Genomic DNA, 21,751 nt, shown 5'->3' with positions numbered 1-21,751 from the left:
GGCCGGTTCACGCGTCGCCGGAGCCCTCCCGGGGGCCGTGGCCGGGGCGGCGTGGGCGTATTTCGGGGAAAGCCGCCCCGCCGCCTGTGGGGCGGGGTGAAATTCCGGCAAAAGGGGGAAGGCATGCGCAACGGCGTGGTCCGCATGGGGAAATCGCCGCGCAATCACCGGACGGCCTGGTAGACAGGGCCGTCACCCCCGCATGCCCCATGGGGGCGGGGCGGGCGGAGTGAGGTGGGGATGCGGCGGAAAAGACTGTGCTGATGAGGAAGATGTGGATTTCCTCGCCGGCCGGGCACTGTATCCTCGCCCGACGTGAGTGTGACCGAGACGCCTGAGACTGGACCCGCCGTGGACGCCAAGCCCTATGTGACGATCGTCCTTCCCTGTTACAACGAGCAGGACCACGTCATCGAGGAAGTCGAACGCATCTGCGGCGCCATGGACGGCAGCGGCTACACCTACGAGCTCATGGCCGTGGACGACCACTCCACCGACGGCACGCTCGACCGGCTCCGCGAGGCCGCGCCCCGCTTCCCCAACATGCGCGTCGTGGCCTTCCACCGCAACGGCGGCTCGGGCACCGTGCGGCGCATCGGCACGCAGGACGCGCGCGGCGAGATCGTCGTGTGGACCGACGCCGACATGACCTACCCCAACGACCGCATCCCCGAACTGGTGCAGATCTTGGAGAAGGACCCCACCGTCGACCAGGTCGTCGGGGCGCGCACCAGCGAGCAGGGGTCGCACAAGTTCCTGCGGGTGCCCGCCAAGTGGTTCATCCGCAAGGTGGCCGAGCGGCTGGCGGGCCAGGAGATCCCCGACCTGAACTCGGGGCTGCGCGCGTTCCGCAGGTCGGTCTCGCTGCCGTACCTGCGGCTGCTGCCCCCCGGGTTCTCCTGCGTCACCACGATCACGCTGGCGTTCCTGTCCAACCAGCACGACGTGCAGTACATGCCGATCGAGTACAGCAAGCGGGCGGGGACGTCCAAGTTCAGCTTCATCTCCGACGCCTACCGCTACATCCTCCAGGTGCTGCGGATGGTGATGTACTTCAACCCGCTCAAGGTGCTGATGCCGCCCGCGATCTGGCTGGTGGTGATCGGCCTGGTCAAGGGCGTCGTGGACATGTTCCGCCACCCCTTCTACTTCCCGGCCAGCACCGTGATGGTGTTCCTGTCCGGCCTGATCATCGGGTCGCTGGCCCTGCTGGCCGACCTGATCGTCCGCTCCCGGGGCGAGTAGGCCGGTATCCGCATGCGCATCGCGATCGCCGGGCCCACGTACCCGTACAAGGGGGGCGGGGCGCAGCACACCACCGAGCTGGCGCACCGCCTCGCGGCCGCCGGGCACGACGTCGTGATCGAGTCCTGGCGCGCGCAGTACCCCGCGTTCCTGTACCCCGGGCAGCAGACGATCTCCTCGCCGGAAGGCGACCCGTTCCCGCACGTCCGGCGGGTGCTGGACTGGCGCAACCCGGCCGGCTGGCTCGGCTGCGGGCGGCGGTTGCGCGGCGCGGGGCTCGTCGTGCTCACCCTGCTCAGCCCGGTCCAGGTGCCCGCCTACCTGGGCATCCTGTACGGCCTGCGCCGCGCGGCCCCGGTCGTGGCCCTGTGCCACAACGTGCTGCCGCACGAGCGCAAGCCCTATGACGTGCCGCTGGTCCGGGCGCTGCTGCGCCGGGTGGACCGGGTGCTCGCGCACTCGGAGGAGCAGGCCGCGCTCGCCAGGGAGCTCGCCCCCGCGCCGGTCTCCGTCGCCGCCCTGCCGCCGCACCTGCCGTCCCGGGCCGCCGGGGGCGCCGCGCGGGGCGTGACGCGGCGGCTGCTGTTCTTCGGCATCGTCCGGCCGTACAAGGGCCTCGACCTGCTGCTGCGCGCCCTCGCCCGGGTGCCGGGCGTGTCGCTGACCGTCGCGGGCGAGTTCTGGGGCGGCCTGGACGACACGCGCGCGCTGATCGCGGAGCTGGGGCTCGGCGACCGGGTCGAGCTGCGGCCCGGCTACGTGCCCGCCGACGAGATGCCCGCCCTGTTCGCCGGGGCGGACGCGCTCGTGATGCCCTACCGCTCGGCCACCGCCAGCCAGAACGTCTGGCTCGCCCACGAGCACGGCCTTCCCGCCATCGTCACCGACGTGGGGCCGCTGGCCGCGCACGTCACCGACGGCGTGGACGGCCTGGTCGCGGCCCCCGGCTCGGTGGACGCCCTGGCCGAGGCCGTCACCCGCTTCTACGCCCCCGGCGAGCCGGAACGTCTCCGCGCGAACGTCAAGGCCGTGGACCCCGCCCCCTATTGGGCGACGTACGTCCGCACGCTGCTCGCCCCGGGCTCGTGATCCCACCCACTACCCTTGGCCGGGTGGGTAGGGAACGCGTGGCGCAGCTTGAGTACTCCGAGTTTCAGGCCGCGATGCTGGACGAGGCGAAGCGGCGGCGCAAGGCCGCCAAGATCATCGCCGTACTGGCGCACTTCCTCGGGCGCGACGCCGGCGACGGCCCCGTCCTCGACGGCAGGCGCGTCGCCGACATCGGCTGCTCGGCCGGTTTCATCGCCGACGAGCTCGCCGCGGCGGGCGCGGAGCACGCCTTCGGGATCGACATCGACGTCCCCGGCCTGCGCAAGGCGGCGGAGCGGTTCGGCAAGCGGGTGGCCTTCGTCTGCGCCGACGGCACCGCGCTGCCGTTTCCCGACGGGTCGATGGACGTCCTGGTCTTCAACCACATCTACGAGCACGTGGTCGACCCCGACGCCGTGATCAGGGAGATGCGCCGGGTGCTCGCCGACGACGGCGTGCTGTACCTCGGGCTCGGCAACCGGCTCGGCGTGATCGAGCCGCACTACAAGCTGCCCTTCCTGTCGTACCTGCCCCCCGCGCTCGCCGACCGCTACGTCCGCTCGTTCGGCCGCGCCGACCACTACTACGAGCGGTTCCGCACGCGCGGAGGGCTGCGCCGCATGCTGGCCGGCTTCCACGTCTGGGACTACTCGCTGCCCGTGCTGGCCTCGCCGGAGCGTTTCGCCGGCGCCGAGCTGTTCCCCGGCGCCGCCGGTCGCGCCGCCCAGGCCACCTTGGCCCGCGCGCCGCGCGCCGCCCTGCGCGCGCTGCTGCCCGTCGTGCCCACCTACCTGTGGGTGGCGTCCAAGACGCCGCGCAGGCCGCTCGGGCCGGCCCTGCCGCAGCCCCCGCAGCCCGTCCCGACGCCATGAGCCCCTCGGCGACCCGCCTGATCACGCCCAAGAAGCTCGTCAGGATCGCCTTCCTGCTGGTCGCGCTGGGGTTCGGCGCGTGGACGATCGCCGGGCAGTGGTCCCGGGTGGCCGAGGGGTTCGCGCGGCTGTCGTGGCCCGCGCTCGGCGGCTCGCTGGTCGCCGTGCTCGCGGCGCTCACCGCGGGCATGCTCATGTGGCGGGCGCTGCTCGCCGACCTGGGCTCGCCGCTGCGGTTCGCCGACGCGGCCAAGGTGTTCTTCGTCGGACAGCTCGGCAAGTACATCCCCGGCTCGCTGTGGCCGGTGCTGGCGCAGATGGAGATGGGCAAGGACCTCGGCGTCCCGCGCCCGCGCAGCGCCGCCGCGTTCTTCCTGACCTATCCGATCTACCTGGCCAGCGGCCTGCTCGTCGCCCTGGTCACGCTGCCCGTCTTCGCCGGCGACTCGGTCACCCGCTACGCCTGGCTGCTCCTGCTGCTGCCGGTGCTCGTCGCCGGCCTCCATCCCAAGGTCGTCAACGCCGCGCTCGGCCTCGGGCTGCGCCTGCTGCGGCGGCCCCCGCTCGAACGTCCCCTGACCCGCCGCGGCCTGCTCACCTCGGCCGGGTGGGCGTTCGCCGGCTGGGCCGCCTACGGCGTCCACCTGGCGCTGATCGTCGCGGGCCTCGGCGTCACCGGGGGACGGGCGTTCGCGCTGTCGGCCGGGGCCTTCGCGCTGGCCTGGTGCCTCGGCTTCGCCGTCGTGATCGCCCCCGCCGGGGCGGGCGTCCGCGAGGTCGCCATGGTCGCCGCGCTGGCCCCGGTGCTGGACGGCGGGACGGCCATCGTCGCGGCCCTGTGCTCGCGCCTGGTGGTCTCCGCGGGCGACCTGGTCTGCGCCGCGCTGGCGGGCGCCGCCGCCCGCCGCGCCCGTGCCGTCCCCGTGCCCGCCCGCAACGAGTGACGCGCCGGCCCGGGGCCGGCGTCGCGCAGGTTAATGGTCATGGCACCGGGCAGGGCACTTGGGGAAATGGGCGGTGATAACGCCCCCGATTCCGGGGAGCCTCGCAATAGAGTGAACCGGTGACCCGAAAGGAGCGCGGCTCGTGACGCCCCGTGTGCTCGTCGACGCCACAGCGGTCCCCGCGGATCGCGGGGGCCTGATCCGCTACGTCGACGGTCTTCTCAGCGCGCTGGACCGGGCCGGCGCCGATCTCGCGGTGGTGTGCCAGCGCTCGGACGCCGACCGGTACGGCAAGATCGCCGCCTCGGCGCGCATCCTGCCGGGGCCGCCCGCGATCGGCAGCCGCGGCGCGCGCCTGGCCTGGGAGCAGACCGGCCTTCCCGTGCTGGCGCGCAAGGTGGCGGCCAAGGTCATCCACGCCCCGTACTATTCGATCCCGCTGCAGTCGGGCCTGCCCACCGTGGCCACCGTGCACGATGTCACGTGGTTCACCGAGCACGACCGCCACGGCGACCTGAAGGGCTCGTTCTTCCGCGCCGCCACCCGCACCGCCGTCCGCGACTGCGCCCGGGTGATCGTGCCGTCCAAGGCCACGCGGGACGAGCTGGTGCGGGTGCTCGCCGCCGACCCCACGCGCATCGACGTCGCCTACCACGGCGTGGACCGCGGCCTGTTCCACGAGCCGTCCTCCGACGAGGTCGCCCGCGCCGCCGGGCGGCTCGGCCTGCACGGCCGTCCCTACGTCGCCTTCCTCGGCGCCTTCGAGCCGCGTAAGAACGTTCCGAACCTGGTGCGCGGCTTCGGCCAGGCCGTGCGCGACCTCCCCGAGCCGCCCGCGCTGGTGCTGGCCAGCGGCGCGGGCTGGAGCGACGAGGTCGACACCGCGATCGGCGAGCTGCCCGTGACGGTGCGCGTGGTCCGCCCCGGCTACCTGTCGTTCACCGACCTGCCCGGCTTCCTCGGCGGCGCCGTCGTCGTGGCGTTCCCCTCCCGTGGCGAGGGGTTCGGGCTGCCGGTCCTGGAGGCCATGGCCTGCGGCGCTCCCGTGCTCACCACCCACCGCACCTCCCTGCCCGAGGTCGGCGGCGACGCCGTGGCCTACACCGAGCCGGACGCGGAGAGCATCAGGGACGCGCTGAAGACCCTGTTGCTGTCGCCGGAGCGCCGGCGGGCGCTGGCCGACGCCGGGATCTCCCGCTCCCGCGAGTTCACCTGGGAGGCGTCGGCGGAGGCGCACCTGGCCTCGTACGAGCGGGCGGCCGACCGGTGAGCCCGCCGCGGGCCACGGAGCGGCGCCCGCGGTAGCCGGCGGGGCCGTGCCGTGGCATGCGACCGGCGGCGACGTGCCGCCGTACGCGACCGGGCTGCTGTCCGCTTTTCCGGATATGTGACATCTCGGGTGGTGCGGGGCCAATACGCTGGACCTCGTGCGCGAGCGCAGGTGGCGGCCGAGCGGGCCATTGGACGTGAAGACGACGCTCGCCCCGCACCGCCGTGGGGCGGGCGATCCGGCGTGGCAGGCCACCCCGGACGGCGCGATCTGGCGCACCTCCCGCACCCCGGAAGGGCCGGGCACGCTGCGGGTCGGTGCCGACGCCCGGCGGGGCGAGGTCGTGGGGCAGGCGTGGGGCCCGGGCGCCGGGTGGATGCTGGAGACGCTGCCCCGGCTCCTCGGCGCCGACGACCCGGTGGCCGATTTCGCGCTGCTGCTGGAGGGCCTGCCGTCCGGCGGCTACGCGCTGGTCAGAGAGCTGGCCTCCCGGCACGGCGGCCTGCGCCTGAGCGCGACCTCGCGGGTGTTCGAGGCGCTGGTCCCCGCCGTGCTGGAGCAGAAGGTGGTGGGCAGGGAGGCGTTCCGGGCCTGGCGGTGGCTGCTGCGCGCCTACGGCGAGCCCGCCCCCGGACCCGCGCCCGCGGGGATGCGCGTGTTCCCCGAGCCGGAGGTCTGGCGGCGCGTCCCGTCGTGGGACTGGCACCGCGCGGGCGCCGAGGCGGTGCGGGCCCGGACGATCGTCAACGCGGCCCTGCACGCGGCCAAGCTGGAGGCCGCGGCCCCGGCGGACGCCGACCGCCTGCTGCGGGCGCTGCCGGGGGTGGGGGTGTGGACGTCGGCGGAGGTGCGGCAGCGGGCCCACGGCGACGCCGACGCGGTCTCCGTCGGCGACTACCACCTGCCCTCACTGGTCGGGTGGTCGCTCACCGGCGGCAGGACCGACGACGCCGGGATGCTGGAGCTGCTCGCCCCCTACCGCGGGCACCGCTACCGGGTCACGCGCCTGCTCGAACTCGGCGGGCGGCGGCCACCGGCACGCGGGCCGCGGATGCCGGCACGCGACTATCGCGCGTTCTGAGCGCGGATAGTCGGCCGGTCACCCGGGGAGCGTGGACGGCGCGGGGCTTCCAGTCGCGCCCGTCGCGGGTGTCGGCGCCGAAGAGCGGGGCGAGCACGGCGACGGCGACGATGAAGGCGAGGACCAGCCAGGACATGGGGGACTCCTTGCGGGGAGGACTTTCCGTGACATCTCAATTATGTTCGCGTGCATGTATTAACGTCCATCGAGAATTGGTCACCAATACCCTTTAGTGCTGCTTAAGCCACGAAGAACGGCAGGCCCCCGGTCGCAGGCGCGCGCCGCCCCGTTCCGTAATGTGCCTCCATGGACGTGAACCCCACAGATGCCGCGATGCGGCGGGCGCTGGCCAGGGCCAGAGACGGCAAGGCGCTCGACGTGACGGAGGCCACGGTTCTGTTGCACGCCCGGGGGGCCGATCTGGAACGGCTCCTCGAATACGCCGGCCGCGTCAGGGACGCCGGGCTGGCCGCGGTCGGACGGCCCGGCGTCGTCACCTACAGCCGCAAGGTATTCATCCCTCTGACCCGCCTGTGCCGCGACCGCTGTGGCTACTGCACGTTCGCCACGGCGCCCGGAAAGCTCCCCGCCGCCTTCCTCGGCCCCGACGAAGTGCTGGACATCGCCCGCCAGGGCGCGGCACTCGGCTGCAAGGAGGCCCTGTTCACCCTCGGCGACCGCCCCGAGGACCGCTGGCACCAGGCCCGCGAGTGGCTAGACGCCCACGGGTACGACGACACGCTCTCCTACGTGCGGGCCATGGCGATCCGCGTGCTGGAGGAGACCGGCCTGCTGCCCCACCTCAACCCCGGCGTCATGACCTGGCGCGACCTGCAGCGGCTCAAGCCGGTCGCCCCCTCCATGGGCATGATGCTGGAGACCACCTCGCGGCGGCTGTTCGAGGAGAAGGGCGCCGCCCACTACGGCTCGCCCGACAAGGACCCGGCCGTCCGGCTGCGCGTGCTGGAGGACGCCGGGCGCTCCAACGTGCCGTTCACCACCGGCATCCTCATCGGCATCGGCGAGACCGTCACCGACCGCGCCGAGTCGATCTTCGCGATCCGCCGGGTCGCCCGCGAGTACGGGGGCGTCCAGGAGGTCATCGTGCAGAACTTCCGCGCCAAGCCCGACACGGCCATGCGCGGCATGCCAGACGCCGACCTGCGGGAACTCGCCGCGACGATCGCCGTCACCCGCCTCGTCCTCGGCGCCAAGGCCCGCGTCCAGGCCCCGCCCAACCTCATCGGCGACGAGTACGCGCTCATGATCCGCGCCGGGATCGACGACTGGGGCGGGGTGTCGCCGCTGACGCCCGACCACGTCAACCCCGAGCGTCCCTGGCCCCAGATCGACGAGCTGGCCGCCCGCACGGCCGCCGCCGGGTTCACGCTCAAGGAGCGCCTCACCATCTACCCCGAGTACGTGCTCGCGGGGGAGCCCTGGCTGGACCCGCGCCTGCGCGCGCACGTCGACGCCCTGGCCGACCCGCGCACCGGGCTCGCCCTCGACGTCGACCCCTCCGGCCTGCCGTGGCAGGAGCCCGACGGCGGGTTCGGGGGACTCGCCTCCTCGGGCCGCACCGACCTGCACGTCGAGGTCGACTCCACCGGGCGCACGGCCGACCGGCGCGACGACTTCGACAACGTGTACGGCGACTGGGAGGCACTGCGCGACCGCGTCCCCGCCGCCGTCCCCGCCCCGCCGAACGGGACCGCGAGCCCGGACATGCGGGCGGCGCTGCGCCGCGCCGAGACCGACCCCGCCGCCCTCACCGACGACGAGGCCCTCACGCTGCTGTCCGCCGACGGCGCCGACCTGGAGGAACTCTGCCGCGTCGCCGACGGCCTGCGCAGGGAGGCGGTCGGCGACGACGTGACCTACGTGGTGAACCGCAACATCAACTTCACCAACGTCTGCTACACCGGATGCCGGTTCTGCGCGTTCGCGCAGCGCCGCACCGACGCCGACGCCTTCACCCTCTCCCTGGAACAGGTCGCCGACCGCGCCGCAGAGGCCTGGGCGGCCGGGGCCACCGAGGTCTGCATGCAGGGCGGCATCCACCCCGACCTGCCCGGCACCGCCTACTTCGACATCGCGCGCGCCGTCAAGGAACGCTGCCCCGGCCTGCACGTCCACGCCTTCTCGCCCATGGAGGTCGTCAACGGGGCCAGCCGGACCGACCTGTCGATCCGCGACTGGCTCCAGGCCGCCCGCGAGGCCGGGGTCGACTCGCTGCCCGGCACGGCGGCCGAGATCCTGGACGACGACGTGCGGTGGGTGCTCACCAAGGGCAAGCTGCCCACCCGCGAGTGGATCGACGTGATCACCACCGCGCACGGGCTCGGCATCCCGACCACGGCCACCATGATGTACGGCCATGTGGACACCCCGGCGCACTGGGTCGCGCACATCCGGCTGATCCGCCGCATCCAGGAGGAGACCGGCGGCTTCTCCGAGTTCGTGCTGCTGCCCTTCGTCCACCACAGCGCGCCGATCTACCTGGCGGGCATCGCCCGCCCCGGCCCGACCGCCCGCGAGAACCGCGCCGTCCACGCCCTGGCGCGCGTCATGCTGCACGGCGCCATCGCCAACATCCAGTGCTCGTGGGTGAAGCTCCGTGACGACCTGTGCCGCGCCGTCCTCTCCGGCGGCGTCAACGACCTCGGCGGCACCCTGATGGAGGAGACCATCAGCCGCATGGCGGGCTCGGAGAACGGCTCCTACAAGACGATCAGCCAGATCGCCGCCATGGTGGAACCCACCGGCCGCCCCCTCCGCCAGCGCACCACCGACTACGGCATCCCCTCACCCGACCGCGTAGCGGCCGCCACCGCCAGCGACGGCGTCTGCGGAAGCGTCCGCAGAACCCTCCCGTTGGTCACCGGCTGAACCACCCGAGACGAGGCGCCCCACGGTCAGGCGTCCCACGGTCCGGGCCGCCACCCGGACCGTGCTCTCGGTGCGGCGCGAGATATATCCCGAGGCACGTGAGCCGGGGGGTGAATAGGCTCGTCGGGTGCTGAAGCCTTCATATCCCATCGAAACCGCGCGGCTGTCGCTTCGTCCCTTCACCATGGACGACCTTGAGGCTTTGTACGCGTTCCACTCGCGCCCCGACGTCGCCCGGTTCCTCTACTGGGACGCGCGCACACGCGACGAGACCAGAGCGGCCCTGGAGAACAAGATCGGCTGGGCGCAGCTGCGTGAGGGCGGTGACACGTTGAACATCGCCGCCGAGCTGCGGGAGACGGGGGTGCTGATCGGCGATCTCACCCTGTTCTGGCGGAGTGCCGAGCATCGTCAGGGCGAGATCGGTTTCGTCTTCCACCCCGACCACCACGGTCGCGGGCTGGCCACCGAGGCGTCCCGGGAGATCCTGCGCCTGGGCTTCGAGGATCTCGGCCTGCACCGGATCTACGGCCGCTGCGAGGCGCGCAACACTCCTTCTGCCAGGCTGCTGGAGCGTCTCGGCATGCGACGGGAGGCCCACCTCGTGGAGAACGAGCTGTTCAAGGGCGAGTGGAGCGACGAACTGGTCTACGCGATGCTCCGGCGTGAGTGGAATCCCCCGGAGGAATCGCCGGGCGGGCGGTGAGGTCAGCCGCGGAGGTAGGCGACGACGGCGAGGACGCGGCGGTGGTGGTCCTCGTCGGGAGGGAGGTCGAGCTTGGTGAGGATGTTGCCGACGTGCTTGCCGACGGCCGCCTCCGACACCACGAGCGCCCGCGCGATCGCCGCGTTCGATCTGCCTTCCGCCATGAGGGCGAGCACCTCGCCCTCCCTCGGGCTGAGACGCGCCAGCGGGTCGCGGCGGCGGCGCAGCAACTGCCTGACCACCTCGGGGTCCACCACGGTGCCGCCCGCGGCGACCGTGCGCAGGGCGTCGATGAACTCCGCCACGTCGCCGACGCGGTCTTTCAGCAGGTAGCCGACCCCGGTGCCGTCCCCGGTGTCCAGGAGCTCGGAGGCGTAGGTCTGCTCGACGTACTGGCTGAGGACGAGCACGGCGAGCTCGGGGTCGGCGGTGCGCAGCGCGACGGCGGCGCGCAGGCCCTCCTCGGAGTAGCCGGGTGGCATGCGCACGTCGGTGACCACGATGTCGGGAGCGTGCTCGGCGACGGCGGCGACCAGGGCGTCGGCGTCCCCCACGGACGCCACCACCCGGTGGCCGAACCGGGCCAGCAGCCCGGACAGCCCCTCGCGCAGCAGGACGCCGTCCTCGGCGATGACGACGGTCAGGCCGCGATCGTCACTCACACGGTCTCCGTTCATGGCGACGTCAGGCCGCGACCGTCGTACACGGGATCTCCACGCGCAGCAGGGTCGGGCCGCCGGCCGGGCTGGACAGCATCAGTCTGCCGTCGACCACCGAGACGCGGTCGGCCAGGCCCGCGAGTCCGGTGCCCGCACCCGCGTCGGCGCCGCCCACACCGTCGTCCCTGACCTCGACGACGAGGCGCCCGTCCTCGATCCGCCCGTCGATCGAGACGGATGCGGCGCCGCTGTGCTTGGCGACGTTGGCCAGGGCCTCGCACACCACGAAGTAGGCGACCGACTCGATCGCCTCGGGGAGCCGGGGGCAGTCGATGGAGCCTTCCACCGGGACCGGGGAGCGGTCGGCGACGTCGGCCACGGCCGCGGGCAGGCCGCGATCGGCGAGGATGCGCGGATGGATGCCTCTGATCAGGTCCCGGATCTCGGCGAGCGCGAGCTTGGCCTGCTCGTGCGCCTGGGCGACCAGTTCGGCCGCCTCCTCGCCGCGGATCATCCTGGCCAGGCCGAGCGTCATGGTGAGGGAGACCAGCCGCTGCTGGGCGCCGTCGTGCAGGTCGCGTTCGATGCGGCGCCGCTCGGACTCGAAGGCCGCGAGCAGCCGGGTGCGGGAGCGGGTCAGCTCGGCCAGCCGTTCGCCCTGCTCGTCGCCGCGCGGAGCCAGCAGCAGCCGGGCCAGCATGGCGTGGCCGAACGCCACCGCCGTCAGAGGGTAGACCGCCAAGGTGAGCGCGAGCACGCCGAGCACGCCGACCAGGAGCGCCTCCGGGAGGCTGTCCACCAGCCATAGCTTGAGCAGGTTGATCTCGCCGATCTCGCTGAAGCCGAACGGCGTGTAGATCATCATGAGCGGCAGCACCAGGCAGTAGACGACCACCAGCGCCTCGGCCGGCCAGAGCACGGCGATCAGCAACGCCGTGTAGCCCAGCTCGCGCCAGGTGGCGGGCTCCTTGAAACGCCACTCCACCCAGGCGCGCAGGCCGGGCCGCTCGGGCTTGCGGTGCGGGCTTCGGATCCTCTCACCGTCGACGAGACGCAGCCGCAGGCGTTCCAGCGCGGCGACCGGCGCGCCGCCGAGTGCGATGGCCGGCACGAGCGCGATGCCGATCAGCACCAGCGTCAGGGCGGCGCCGACGGCGAGAGAGGCCAGGAAGAGCACCAGCACGACGATGCCGACGCCGATGCCGGACAGCAGGTAGGCCATCGCGCGCCATGGCAGGGCGGAGACGATCAGGTCGCGCCTGGTGAGGGCGCGCCAGGCTTGGCGGGGTCGCACCCGAACGACGGTAGGGCCTGGCCGGCCGGCCCTCCAAGGCGGCCAGGCCCACCCCGGGGGTATGCCTGGCCCTACCGGGAAGACTATGTCCCCTCGCCCTGCGCCCGAGGGCGCCGCGGCGATCTCATTGCCGCTCATGAGTGGAACAGTCCGGCTCAGACCGGCCGGTGCCCCCGAGGGGGCCTCGGACCTGCGGGCCTTCATGAAAGTGGCGCTGCGGCGGTGGGGAGTGGTGGGGGCCGTGGCCCCGAGCTCGGCCGTCCTGGCGCGGGCCCTCACCACGGTGGTCCCGGCCATGGGAACGCCGGTCGTGGTCGAACTCGGCCCCGGCACCGGGCCGGTCAGCGAGGGCGTCCGCGCCAGGATGGCGCCCGGCGGGCGGCACATCGCGATCGAGATCGACCCGTCGATGGTGGCGCACCTGCGCCGGGTCAGGCCGTGGCTGGAGGTGATCCACGGGGACGCCGCCGATCTCGGCGCGCTGCTGGAGGCCGCCGGGGCGGGCCGGGCCGACGCCGTGGTGAGCACGCTGCCCTGGTCGCTGTTCCCCGGCGAGCGCCAGGCCCGGATGCTCGCCGAGATCGGGCGGGTGCTCGCCCCGGGCGGGGCCTTCACCACGGTGAACTATCTGCCCGCGATGCCCCTGGCGGGCGCGCGGGCCTTCCGCGCCCGGCTCAGGGCGGCCTTCGACGAGGTGCTGGCCACCGGCCCGGTGTGGCGCAACGTCCCTCCCGGGGTGGTGTACGTCTGCAGGAGGCCGGCGGGGGGCGTCCCTCGCCGGGCGGCGGTCAGCGGGTGACGATGAAGTCGGCGGGGTCGCGTGGGGGGCGGTCGGGGGGCGGGGCCGAGGGGTGGCCGATGGCCACCGTGCCCATGGGGTCCCAGGTTTCCGGGAGGTCGAGGACCTCTCTGACCACGTCGCGGCAGAACATCGTGGAGGAGACCCAGGCGGAGCCGAGGCCCTCGACGGCGAGGTGGACGAGGAAGTTCTGGACTCCGGCGCCCGTGGCGACGACGAACATCTCGCGTTCGGCCGCGTTGCGGCGGTCGTCGGGGTAGGTGTGGGAGCCGTCCATGACCAGGCAGGGAACGGCCAGGTAGGGGGCGCGGCGCAGGACGTCGCCGCGTCGTACCCGGCGGGCGATGGACTCCTCGGTGAAGCCGGTGGCGCGCAGGTCACGCACCCAGGCGGCGAGCATGGCGTCGAGGAGCTTCTCGCGCGTGGAGGCGGTCTCCAGCAGCACGAACCGCCACGGAGTGGTGTGGTGCGGGGCGGGCGCGCTGATGGCGGCGCGTACGGCGCGGGTCACCGCCGCGGGGTCGACGGGCTCGGCGGAGAACTCGCGGATCGTGCGCCGCGCGAAGAGCACGTCGGCGGAGCCGTACCGGAACATGTCCTCGTCGGCGGGGCGGACGAGGGGGCGGACGCCGGGGCCGTCCTCGTCGGTGACCAGGTGGGACAGGCCGCGGACGATCGCCACAGGAACGCCGTCGAGCTTGCCCTTCACCAGCTCGGCCGCGGCGGCGATCTCGTCGACGAGCGCGGTGATCGTGGCGACGAGGGGGTTGCCGTAGGCGTCGGACGTGCCGCGGAAGTCGGCGAAGGGGCGCACGCCCGCCGCGCCGATGGCCACGTCGGTGAGGCCGTTGCGCCAGGGCCGGCCGAAGGTGTCGGAGAGGATCACGCCGACCTTGGCGGCGAGCCCCGCGCGGACGCGGCGGGCCGAGGCGTCGGGGTCGGCGGGCAGCAGCAGTACGGTGCCGGGCTCGGTGTTGGAGGCGTCGACGCCGGCGGCGGCCATGACGAAGCCGTGCCGGGTCTGCGCGATGACGGTGTCACCGCGCCGGGCGACGACGCGCTCGGTCTCCTCGGCGATGGCCCGGGTGCGGTCGTCGTCGCGCCGCACGCGGCCCTCGGCCTTGCTCACGATCTTGGAGGTGACGACGAGGATGTCGCCGTCGGCGAGGTCGGGGGCGGCGCGGGCGATGAGGGCGGCGATGTCGTCGCCGGGGCGCACCTCGGGCAGCCCCGGCACCGCGTGTATCGTGACCGCGCTCATCCGGCCAGCTCCAGCGCGGCGCGGGCGATCGCGGCGGTGGCGTCGAGGTCGCTCATCAGCAGGGGCCTGGCCTGGACGCGGACGCCGTCGAGCCGGACGCCCGCGTCCTCCTCGGCGACGAGCCACCCGTCGAGCAGCCGCGCGCCGTACAGCTCCAGCACGGCCTGGGCGGTGGTCTCGACGCCGATGGCGGTGAGGCAGGCGTCGGCCATGCCCCGGACGGGGGCGCCGCCGATGATGGGGGAGACGCCGACCACGGTCTTCGCGTCGAGCGCGTCGCGGATACCGGGGATCTGGAGGATCGTCCCGATGCTGACGACCGGGTTGGACGGCGGGAGCACCACGACGTCGGCCGCGCCGATCGCCTCGATCACGCCGGGCGCGGGCTTGGCCTGCTCGGCGCCGACCAGGGCGATCTGCAGGGCCGGGACGGAGGCGCGCAGCCGCACCCACCATTCCTGGAAGTGGATGGCCCGCCTGCCCCGCTCGTCCTCGATGACGACGTGCGTCTCGGCGCGGTCGTCGGTCATGGGGATGAGCCGCACGCCGGGCTGCCAGCGCGCGCACAGGGCCTCGGTGACGGCCGAGAGGGGATAGCCGGCGTCGAGCATCTGGGTGCGCACGATGTGCGTGGCGAAGTCCTTGTCGCCGAGGCCGAACCACTGCGGTTCCATGCCGTAGGCGGCGAGCTCGGCCTTGACGGTGTGGCTCTCGCCGGCCCGGCCCCACCCTTGTTCCTCGTCGATGCCACCGCCGAGGGTGTACATGACGGTGTCGAGATCGGGGCAGACGCGAAGGCCGAAGAGGGTGATGTCGTCGCCGGTGTTGCCGATGACGGTGATCTCGGCGTCGGGGGCCGCGGCGCGAAGGCCGCGGAGGAAGCGGGCGCCGCCGATTCCCCCGGCTAGGGACACGATGCGCATGATGTCAAGTGTTCCATTGCCTTCTTCTCGCCACGTGTTGGGCTGGGGAGGTGGCCGCCGAGCCGGGCGTAATCGCAGCTCAGACGCCCGATGACCTGGGTGAATGACGGAGATCGGCGGCTTATGTGGTTTGTGAGGTTGTTGAGTCTGGCGCCCTGAAAGTGGGCGCATGTGCGAAACTGCGACTGCCGTATGGACCCATTGGGGGGTAGTTGTGGTCAAAGTCGAGCCAGGACGGCTACGGGAGCCGGCGGCGTGGATCATGCTCGCGGTGGTGTGCGCGGAGGTGCTGACCGGCGCGTGGAACCTGATCATCGGTGCTGAGGGACTGTCCTTCGGGTTGCGGTCCGCCCTGGTCCTGCTCTCGCTGGTCTCCCCGGTCAACGTCGCGCTGGCCGTCGGAGCGGTCGTCCTCGTCACCCGGTTCGGCGACCCGCTCCCGCGCGCCCGCCTGGTCAACCTCGTCGCCGTCGCGGCGCTCGGGCTCACGGCGCTGCTCGGACTGGTGACCCTGATCGGCGTGCTCACCGGCGGCTCCGGCACGCTCGAGCGTCTGCTGACCGGGCTGGCCTGCCTGGCCCTGGTCGCCGTGGGCCTGGTCCACGGCCTCTCGGTGCTCCAGCCCGCCCGGCCCCGCGCCGGCGCCTACGGCGCGCGTCCCGGTGAGGCGCCCGCCGGCTTCCCCGGCGCCTACGGCCCCCCGCCCGGAGGATTCGCCGAGCAGCCCGGCGGCTTCGGCCCGCCGGCCGGCGAGAACGGCCCGTACGGAGGGCGTCCCGACCAGCCGCCCTACGGAGCGCCCCAGAACGCCCCGGCCGGAGGATTCCCCCCGCCTCCCGGCGCCCCGGCTCCCGGTGGACAGGCCCCCGGCGCTCCGGTCCCCCCGGGCCAGGTCCCTCCGGGCCGGCCGCACCCGGGCCACGTCCCTCCGGTCCACACGCCGCCGGGCCAGGCGCCCGCGGAGACCGCGGCGAGCGCGCCCGGCACCGGGCTGCCCGCGCTTCCCCCCGCCTCGCACGCCCCGCAGCAGCCCTACGGCGGCGCCCCCGCCGAGACCTACGCCGCCGCGCAGGGCGCGCCGGATCCGTACCAGCAGCAGTACGCGCGGCAGAACCCGCCGTCCGGCGACCAGCCGTACGCCCCCGCGCCCGACCAGCCCTACGCCCCCGCGCCCGACCAGACTTTCCCGCCGCAGGGTGAGCCGCAGTACCACGGCGACCCTCGCTTCACCGGCGAGCAGCGGCAGTTCCCGCCGCAGGGCGACCAGCAGTACGGCCGGCAGGGCGATCAGGCGTACGCCCCGCAGGGCGATCAGGCGTACGGCCGCCAGGGGGAGCCGCAGCCGTACGCCGCCGCGGGCGAGGCGGCCTCCGGGACCGGGGCGTACGCGGGGCAGCACTCGCAGCCGATCGACATCCACACGCCGACCGTCCGGCAGGAGAAGAGCTACTCCTCGCCCCCCTCGGCCGCGCCGCCGGCCGACGCGCAGCCCGGGCACGGAATGGGCGCCTTCGGGCAGCCCGCCGCGTCGGTGTACACGCCGCAGACCTCCGATCCCTCGTACGGGCAGGGCTCGCACACGCCCCCGGCGCCTTCTCCCTACGCCGCTCCCGGGGGTTCTGACTTCGCCAACGCGGACGCGTTCACGACCGGCGCGCGCCAGGCCATGCCGCAGCACTCCGCCGGGGACCAGGCTCCTCAGCAGACGACGGGCGCGCCCTCCTACGGCCAGACCGGACCGCAGGTGAGCCCTCTCGACGCGGCGTACGGGCAGACGGGGCCGCAGGCGAGCCCGCTGGACGCTCCGTACGGCCAGACCGGACCGCAGGCGAGCCCGCTGGACGCCCCGTACGGTCAGACCGGACCGCAGGTCAGCCCCCTCGACCCCGCCTACGGCCAGACCGCGCCGCAGGTCAGCCCGCTGGACGTTCCGTCGTACGGTCAGACCGGGCCGCAGACCAGCCCGCTGGACGCGGGGCCCGCCCATCAGCAGGCGGGCGCGCCCACCTGGACGGAGCAGCAGGGCCAGGGCGGGTACGCCGGCCACGAGCAGTCCCCGCTGTACGCCGAGCCGGCGGACGCGCGCCGGCAGCAGCTCGCGCAGGCGTACCAGCAGGCGCAGAGCTACCAGCAGGCCCAGTCGGGCGACCCGGCGCAGCAGGGGGAGTACTCCGGCGCGGGCGACACCGGGACGCACCCGGTCCGGGTGCCGGACTACACCGCCGGGTACGGCGGCGGCCCGCTCGGACACCCGCAGAACCCCGCCGACACGCCCGGTTACCCGCGTCCCCCGGCGGAGCAGTACCGGCCCCCGCAGGACCAGGGCTACTCCCAGGCCGGGCAGTCCTGGGAGGACCGGCCCGCGGACCGGACCGTCCGTTACGACCAGCAGACCTACCAGCCGGACGTGCTGGACGGCCCGCCGCCCGGCCCGGCCCGGCCGCGGCAGGACGAGGCCATCGACCCCACGGCCATCTACGCCCCGGACCGTTCGGCAAGGCCCGAGGAAAGTCCAGGTAGAGATCAGTCCGGGTCGGGTGTGGACCAGCAAGCGCCTTGGTACGGTTCCGACCGCTGAGCCATCGAAGATCGGGGATCACACGAGGCCGACGGATCCCCTGCGTGGCGGCATATGGCCACGGGTCCGCATATCCCGCCGAGGCCCGCATACCGGGGTGAGCTGGTCTTTCCCCGGATACTGTCCTGCTGCTTGACGCCACACGCGGCACACGCGTGTAATTACAGCTGTGTTGTTACACCTTTCACGTCCTGGGTATTGAGGAAGGTGTTCAAAAAGGGGGGCTCCGTTGCGGGGCGGGCGGGCGATAAGCAGGAGGTGTGCAGTGACCGACCTGGTCATGGCACAGGTGCTCGGCGCGGAAGAGCTGGGATGGCAAGAGCGCGCGTTGTGCGCGCAGACGGATCCGGAGGCGTTTTTTCCGGAGAAGGGCGGTTCGACCCGCGAGGCGAAGAAGGTGTGCCGGTCCTGTGAAGTACGTGCGGAGTGTCTGGAATATGCGCTTCAGCATGATGAGAGGTTCGGCATCTGGGGGGGATTGTCCGAGCGGGAGCGCCGCCGTATCAAGCGTGAGGCCGGCTGAGATCCGCGGAGGCCGCGCCGACGCGCACACCATCTGAGACGACGCCGAACGATCAAGGTCACGGCGGAGGGTCCGGGGTCGAGGGAACCCTGACCGGCCGCCGGCGAGGGGGCTCGATCGTCGGCGCCGTGGACGTCCCGCCGCTCCCCGGATTCCCCTGGTGGACCGTGCCATCCGCCCACGTCGCGGATCGGCCGACCGGTTTGGCGGAGTGGCGGACCCGCCATGCCCGGGGTGCCGTATCGTGATCGGCGCAAGCCACACGAAACCTCCAAGGACACCACCTCCGTGCACCCGCAGCGCGCCACCGTCACCGCGATCGTCGTCGCCCATGACGGCGCACGCTGGCTCAAGGAGACCTTGGAGGGCGTGCTCCGGCAGTCGCGTCCCCTGGACCGTCTCGTCGGCGTCGACAACGGCAGCCGTGACGGAAGCCGCCGCATGCTCACCGACGCCTTCGGCGAGAGCGGCGTCCTCGGCCTTCCCCGTTCGACCGGGTTCGGCGAGGCCGTCGCCGAGGTGCTGGAACGCCTGCCGCGCGCGGGCGCCGACGAGTGGATCTGGCTGCTGCACGACGACTGCGCGCCCGACCCGCACGCGCTGGAGGCCCTGCTCTGGGCCGCCGCCCAGGACCAGAAGGCCGTCATCCTCGGTCCCAAGCTGCGCGACTGGCTCGACCGCCGCCTCCTGCTCGAAGCGGGCGTCACGGTCGACCGGTCCGGCCGCCGCGACACCGGCCTGGAGGCCCGCGAGTACGACCAGGGCCAGCACGACGGCGTGAGACAGGTGCTGTCGGTCTCCACGGCCGGCATGCTGATCCGCCGCGACGTCTGGGAGAAGCTCGGCGGGCTCGACCCCGGACTCCCGCTCTTCCGTGACGACCTCGACCTGTGCTGGCGGGCCACCTCGGCCGGGCACCACGTGCTCAACGTCACCGACGCCGTCGCCTGGCACGCCGAGGCCGCCGCCCGCCGCAGGCGCCGCATCACCGCGAGCACCGACCACCCCCGCAGGCTGGACCGCCGCAACGCCATGTTCGTGATCATGGCCAACCTGCCGTTCAGGTCCCTGCTGTGGTCGCTGCTGCGCAACACCGTGATGTCCCTGTTCCGCACGCTCCTGCTGCTGCTCGCCAAGCAGCCGGCCAACGCGCTGGACGAGATCGTCGCGCTCTTCTCCGTCCTCACCTCGCCGCTCCGGCTCATGAAGGCCAGGAAGGCGAGGAAGCAGGGCAGGAAACAGGGCTATCCCCGGGTGAAGAAGCTGTTCACCCCGCCCGGCATGGCCTTCAGGCGCCTCACCGACATGGTGCAGGGCTTCCTGTTCGGGTCCGGCCCGCTCGACTCGGCGGGGCGGCACCACGCGGTGATCTCCGAGCCCAAGGGCGAGGAGGCGGACGAGCTCTTCACCGACACCGGCGTGCTGCAACGCGTCCTCGGCAACCCGGGCGTGCTGCTCGGCCTCGCCCTCGTGGCCGTCACGCTGGCCGCGGAGCGGGCGCTGGTCACCGGCGGGCTGCTCGGCGGCGGCGCGCTCGTGCCCGTCGTCGGCGGGGCCTCCGACCTGTGGCACTTCTACACCTCCGGCTACCACGCCGCCGGGCTCGGCTCGGACGGCTGGCCGCCCCCCTACGTCGCGATCATGGCGGGGCTGTCGGCGCTCTTCCTCGGCAAGACCTGGCTCGCGGTGTCGGTGCTGCTGCTCGGCTGCGTGCCCCTGGCCGGACTGTCGGCCTACGTCGCCACCCGCTCCATGATCTCCCACCCGCTGGCGCGTGTCTGGCTGGCCGCCTCCTACGCGCTGCTGCCCGTCGCCACGGGAGCCGTCGCGGCGGGGCGCCTCGGCACCGCGGTCGTGTTCGTCCTGCTGCCCGCCTACGCCGCGCTCGCCTCTCGCGTCATCACCGCGGAGCGCCGCCGCGCGCGCCGCGCCGCCTGGACGTTCGGGCTGCTGCTCGCCGTCGGCACCGCCTTCGCACCCCTGGTCTACGTGCTGGTCGCCGTCCTGGCCGGGCTGGCGGCCGTGTCGTTCGGCGGGGTGCGGCGCGGCGTCGGGCTCTCCCTCGGCATCGCGATGGCCGTGCCGATCGTCCTGCTGTTCCCCTGGCTCGCGCAGATCGTCGTCCATCCCGGGCGCATCCTGCTCGAGGCCGGGCTGCACGTCCCCGGCCTGGCCGATCCGCGCCTTCCCGCCGACGCCCTGCTGCTGCTCAACCCGGGCGGCCCCGGGGTGCCGCCGGTGTGGGCGACCGGCGGGCTCATCGCCGCCGCGCTGGCCGCCCTGCTGTTCCGGCGGCACAAGATCGTCGTGGTGGTGGGCTGGGGCGTCGCGCTGTTCGGGGTCCTGGTGGCCATCGTCGTCGCCCGCGTCCCCGTGGACGGCGTCCCCGCCTGGCCAGGGGTGCCGCTGGCCTTCGCGGCCACGGGGCTGATCGCCGCCGCCGCGCTCACCGGCCACCGCGTCATGGAGTTCGCCTCCGCGGGCGGGCTGCGCCGCGCCGCCGCCGTCCTCGTCGTGCTCGTCGCCGCCGCCACCCCCGCGGTGGTGGCCGGGCTGTGGGTGAAGGACGGCGTGAGCGGGCCGCTCAGGCGCGGGGTGCCGAGCGTGATCAGCGACTACGCCGCCGCCACCACCGCGCCCGGCGGCGCCGCCGAGAGCACCGTGGTCATCCGCGGGGAGCCCGGCGGGCGCGTCGCCTTCACCCTGCTGCGCGGCCGCACGCCGCTGCTCGGCGAGACCGACCTGCCCGTGCCCGGCGCGATGCGCGCCCGCCTCACCGACGTCGTCGCGGGCGTGCTCTCCGGGCGCGGCGGCGACGACGCGCTCACCCTGGCCACCTACGGCGTCCGCTTCGTCGCCGTGCCCGGCCCCGTCGATCCGGCGATCCAGCGGGCCCTGGACTCCGACCCCGCCCTGACGCGGGTCAACCTGTCGGCCGACGCCGGGCTGTGGAGCATGACCCGGCCGCTCGGGCGTGTCTACCTGCTCGGCCCGGACGGACGGCGCGCCCCCGTCACCCTCGCCGAGACGGCGGACGGCGCGCTGACGGCCACCGTGCCCAAGGGGCCCGCGGGCCGCGCGCTCGTGCTGGCCGAGCCCGCCGACGGGTGGACGGCCGCGGCGGGCGGATCCGCGCTCGCGGGACGGGTCGTGGACGGCTGGGCGCAGGGCTTCGAGGCGCCCGCGGAGGGCGGCGCCGTGACGATCCGCCACGAGGCGTTCTGGCACGAGGTCTGGCTGTGGGCGCAGCTCGCCCTCCTGGCCCTGGTGCTGGTCTTCGCCGCGCCCGGCGCGCGCGACGCCGAGGCCGCCGAGGAGTACGCCGAGGCGCCCGTGGAACGCGAACCGGAGGGAGTGCTGGTCCGGTGACGGGGTGGCAGGAAGAACCCGGCGACCTCCCAGAGGCTTTCCGCCCCGCGACAGGCCGGACATCGGGCTCCGCCATGGGGCCGGCGCCGGTGTTCGGATCGGGGTCGTGGCCGGAGCCGGGCGGAGGTCCCGTTCCGGGTCACCCGCCGGGCGCCGGGCCGGACCAGGCGTCAGGCACCGGGGCAGGCCCTATGACGGGCCCTGGGGCTTCTCGGGCAGGCGCCGGGCCGGGCTCTGCGACACCCTCCG

General features: G+C 73.8%; 16 protein-coding genes. 12 read left to right on the top strand and 4 right to left on the bottom strand.

What is annotated here, in order from left to right; all coding sequences use genetic code 11:
- The first annotated feature begins 315 nt into the window (after window positions 1-315).
- The 8 genes from BJ981_RS01880 to BJ981_RS01845 all read left to right on the top strand — a co-directional run bounded on the left by BJ981_RS01880 (window position 316) and on the right by BJ981_RS01845 (window position 10,096).
- Window positions 316-1,245, top strand: coding sequence for a glycosyltransferase family 2 protein (locus BJ981_RS01880; protein WP_184608012.1), 930 nt, complete (start codon window positions 316-318; stop codon window positions 1,243-1,245).
- 12 nt (window positions 1,246-1,257) lie between these two features.
- A complete protein-coding gene (locus tag BJ981_RS01875; RefSeq protein ID WP_184608011.1) occupies window positions 1,258-2,334 on the top strand; it encodes a glycosyltransferase family 4 protein in 1,077 nt (358 codons plus the stop codon).
- A 23-nt stretch (window positions 2,335-2,357) separates the two neighbouring features.
- The gene (locus BJ981_RS01870) at window positions 2,358-3,206 is read left to right on the top strand and encodes a class I SAM-dependent methyltransferase (RefSeq protein WP_204070151.1); all 849 of its coding nucleotides are present in this window, start codon (window positions 2,358-2,360) and stop codon (window positions 3,204-3,206) included.
- The gene (locus BJ981_RS01865) at window positions 3,203-4,150 is read left to right on the top strand and encodes a lysylphosphatidylglycerol synthase domain-containing protein (RefSeq protein WP_184608010.1); all 948 of its coding nucleotides are present in this window, start codon (window positions 3,203-3,205) and stop codon (window positions 4,148-4,150) included. Before BJ981_RS01870 ends, BJ981_RS01865 begins: the two co-directional genes overlap by 4 nt.
- 142 nt (window positions 4,151-4,292) lie before the next feature.
- A complete protein-coding gene (locus BJ981_RS01860) occupies window positions 4,293-5,420 on the top strand; it encodes a glycosyltransferase family 4 protein (protein ID WP_184608009.1) in 1,128 nt (375 codons plus the stop codon).
- A 157-nt stretch (window positions 5,421-5,577) separates the two neighbouring features.
- Window positions 5,578-6,501, top strand: a complete 924-nt coding sequence (locus BJ981_RS01855) for a DNA-3-methyladenine glycosylase family protein (protein ID WP_184608008.1) — start codon at window positions 5,578-5,580, stop codon at window positions 6,499-6,501.
- 333 nt (window positions 6,502-6,834) lie between these two features.
- Entirely contained in the window at window positions 6,835-9,390 is a 2,556-nt protein-coding gene (locus tag BJ981_RS01850) for a bifunctional FO biosynthesis protein CofGH (protein ID WP_239139148.1), read from the top strand.
- A 127-nt stretch (window positions 9,391-9,517) separates the two neighbouring features.
- Window positions 9,518-10,096, top strand: a complete 579-nt coding sequence (locus BJ981_RS01845) for a GNAT family N-acetyltransferase (RefSeq protein ID WP_184608006.1) — start codon at window positions 9,518-9,520, stop codon at window positions 10,094-10,096.
- A gap of 2 nt (window positions 10,097-10,098) precedes the next feature.
- Here BJ981_RS01845 and BJ981_RS01840 read toward each other — a convergent pair whose 3' ends face one another.
- A complete protein-coding gene (locus BJ981_RS01840) occupies window positions 10,099-10,773 on the bottom strand; it encodes a response regulator (RefSeq protein WP_184608005.1) in 675 nt (224 codons plus the stop codon).
- Between the two features lie 7 nt (window positions 10,774-10,780).
- Window positions 10,781-12,049, bottom strand: a complete 1,269-nt coding sequence (locus BJ981_RS01835) for a sensor histidine kinase (RefSeq protein WP_239139135.1) — start codon at window positions 12,047-12,049, stop codon at window positions 10,781-10,783.
- Window positions 12,050-12,185: 136 nt separating this feature from the next.
- Between BJ981_RS01835 and BJ981_RS01830 the strand changes: the two genes are divergently transcribed.
- On the top strand, window positions 12,186-12,848 hold the full coding sequence (locus BJ981_RS01830; RefSeq protein ID WP_184608004.1) for a class I SAM-dependent methyltransferase: 663 nt from the start codon (window positions 12,186-12,188) through the stop codon (window positions 12,846-12,848).
- On the opposite strand, the gene BJ981_RS01825 is transcribed toward BJ981_RS01830, so the two are convergent.
- A complete protein-coding gene (locus tag BJ981_RS01825; RefSeq protein ID WP_184608003.1) occupies window positions 12,838-14,109 on the bottom strand; it encodes a coenzyme F420-0:L-glutamate ligase in 1,272 nt (423 codons plus the stop codon). The genes BJ981_RS01830 and BJ981_RS01825 overlap by 11 nt on opposite strands.
- Window positions 14,106-15,032, bottom strand: a complete 927-nt coding sequence (gene cofD, locus BJ981_RS01820; RefSeq protein WP_184608002.1) for a 2-phospho-L-lactate transferase — start codon at window positions 15,030-15,032, stop codon at window positions 14,106-14,108. The genes BJ981_RS01825 and cofD overlap by 4 nt, the downstream gene beginning before the upstream one ends.
- A 214-nt stretch (window positions 15,033-15,246) precedes the next feature.
- Here cofD and BJ981_RS01815 point away from each other — a divergent pair, with 214 nt between their 5' ends.
- The 3 genes from BJ981_RS01815 (at window position 15,247) to BJ981_RS01805 (ending at window position 21,502) form a co-directional block, all read left to right on the top strand.
- A complete protein-coding gene (locus BJ981_RS01815; RefSeq protein ID WP_184608001.1) occupies window positions 15,247-17,610 on the top strand; it encodes a hypothetical protein in 2,364 nt (787 codons plus the stop codon).
- 280 nt (window positions 17,611-17,890) lie between these two features.
- Window positions 17,891-18,133 carry a WhiB family transcriptional regulator gene (locus BJ981_RS01810; RefSeq protein WP_114031515.1) on the top strand — a complete coding sequence of 81 codons (243 nt, stop codon included), beginning with the start codon at window positions 17,891-17,893 and terminating at the stop codon, window positions 18,131-18,133.
- 288 nt (window positions 18,134-18,421) lie between these two features.
- Window positions 18,422-21,502: a glycosyltransferase family 2 protein gene (locus BJ981_RS01805; RefSeq protein WP_239139136.1), complete on the top strand. Its 3,081-nt coding sequence runs from the start codon at window positions 18,422-18,424 to the stop codon at window positions 21,500-21,502.
- Window positions 21,503-21,751: the final 249 nt, after the last annotated feature.

The sequence above is a fragment of the Sphaerisporangium krabiense genome, from assembly GCF_014200435.1.
Lineage (GTDB): Bacteria > Actinomycetota > Actinomycetes > Streptosporangiales > Streptosporangiaceae > Sphaerisporangium > Sphaerisporangium krabiense.
This window is presented reverse-complemented; position numbering and strand designations above follow the sequence as displayed.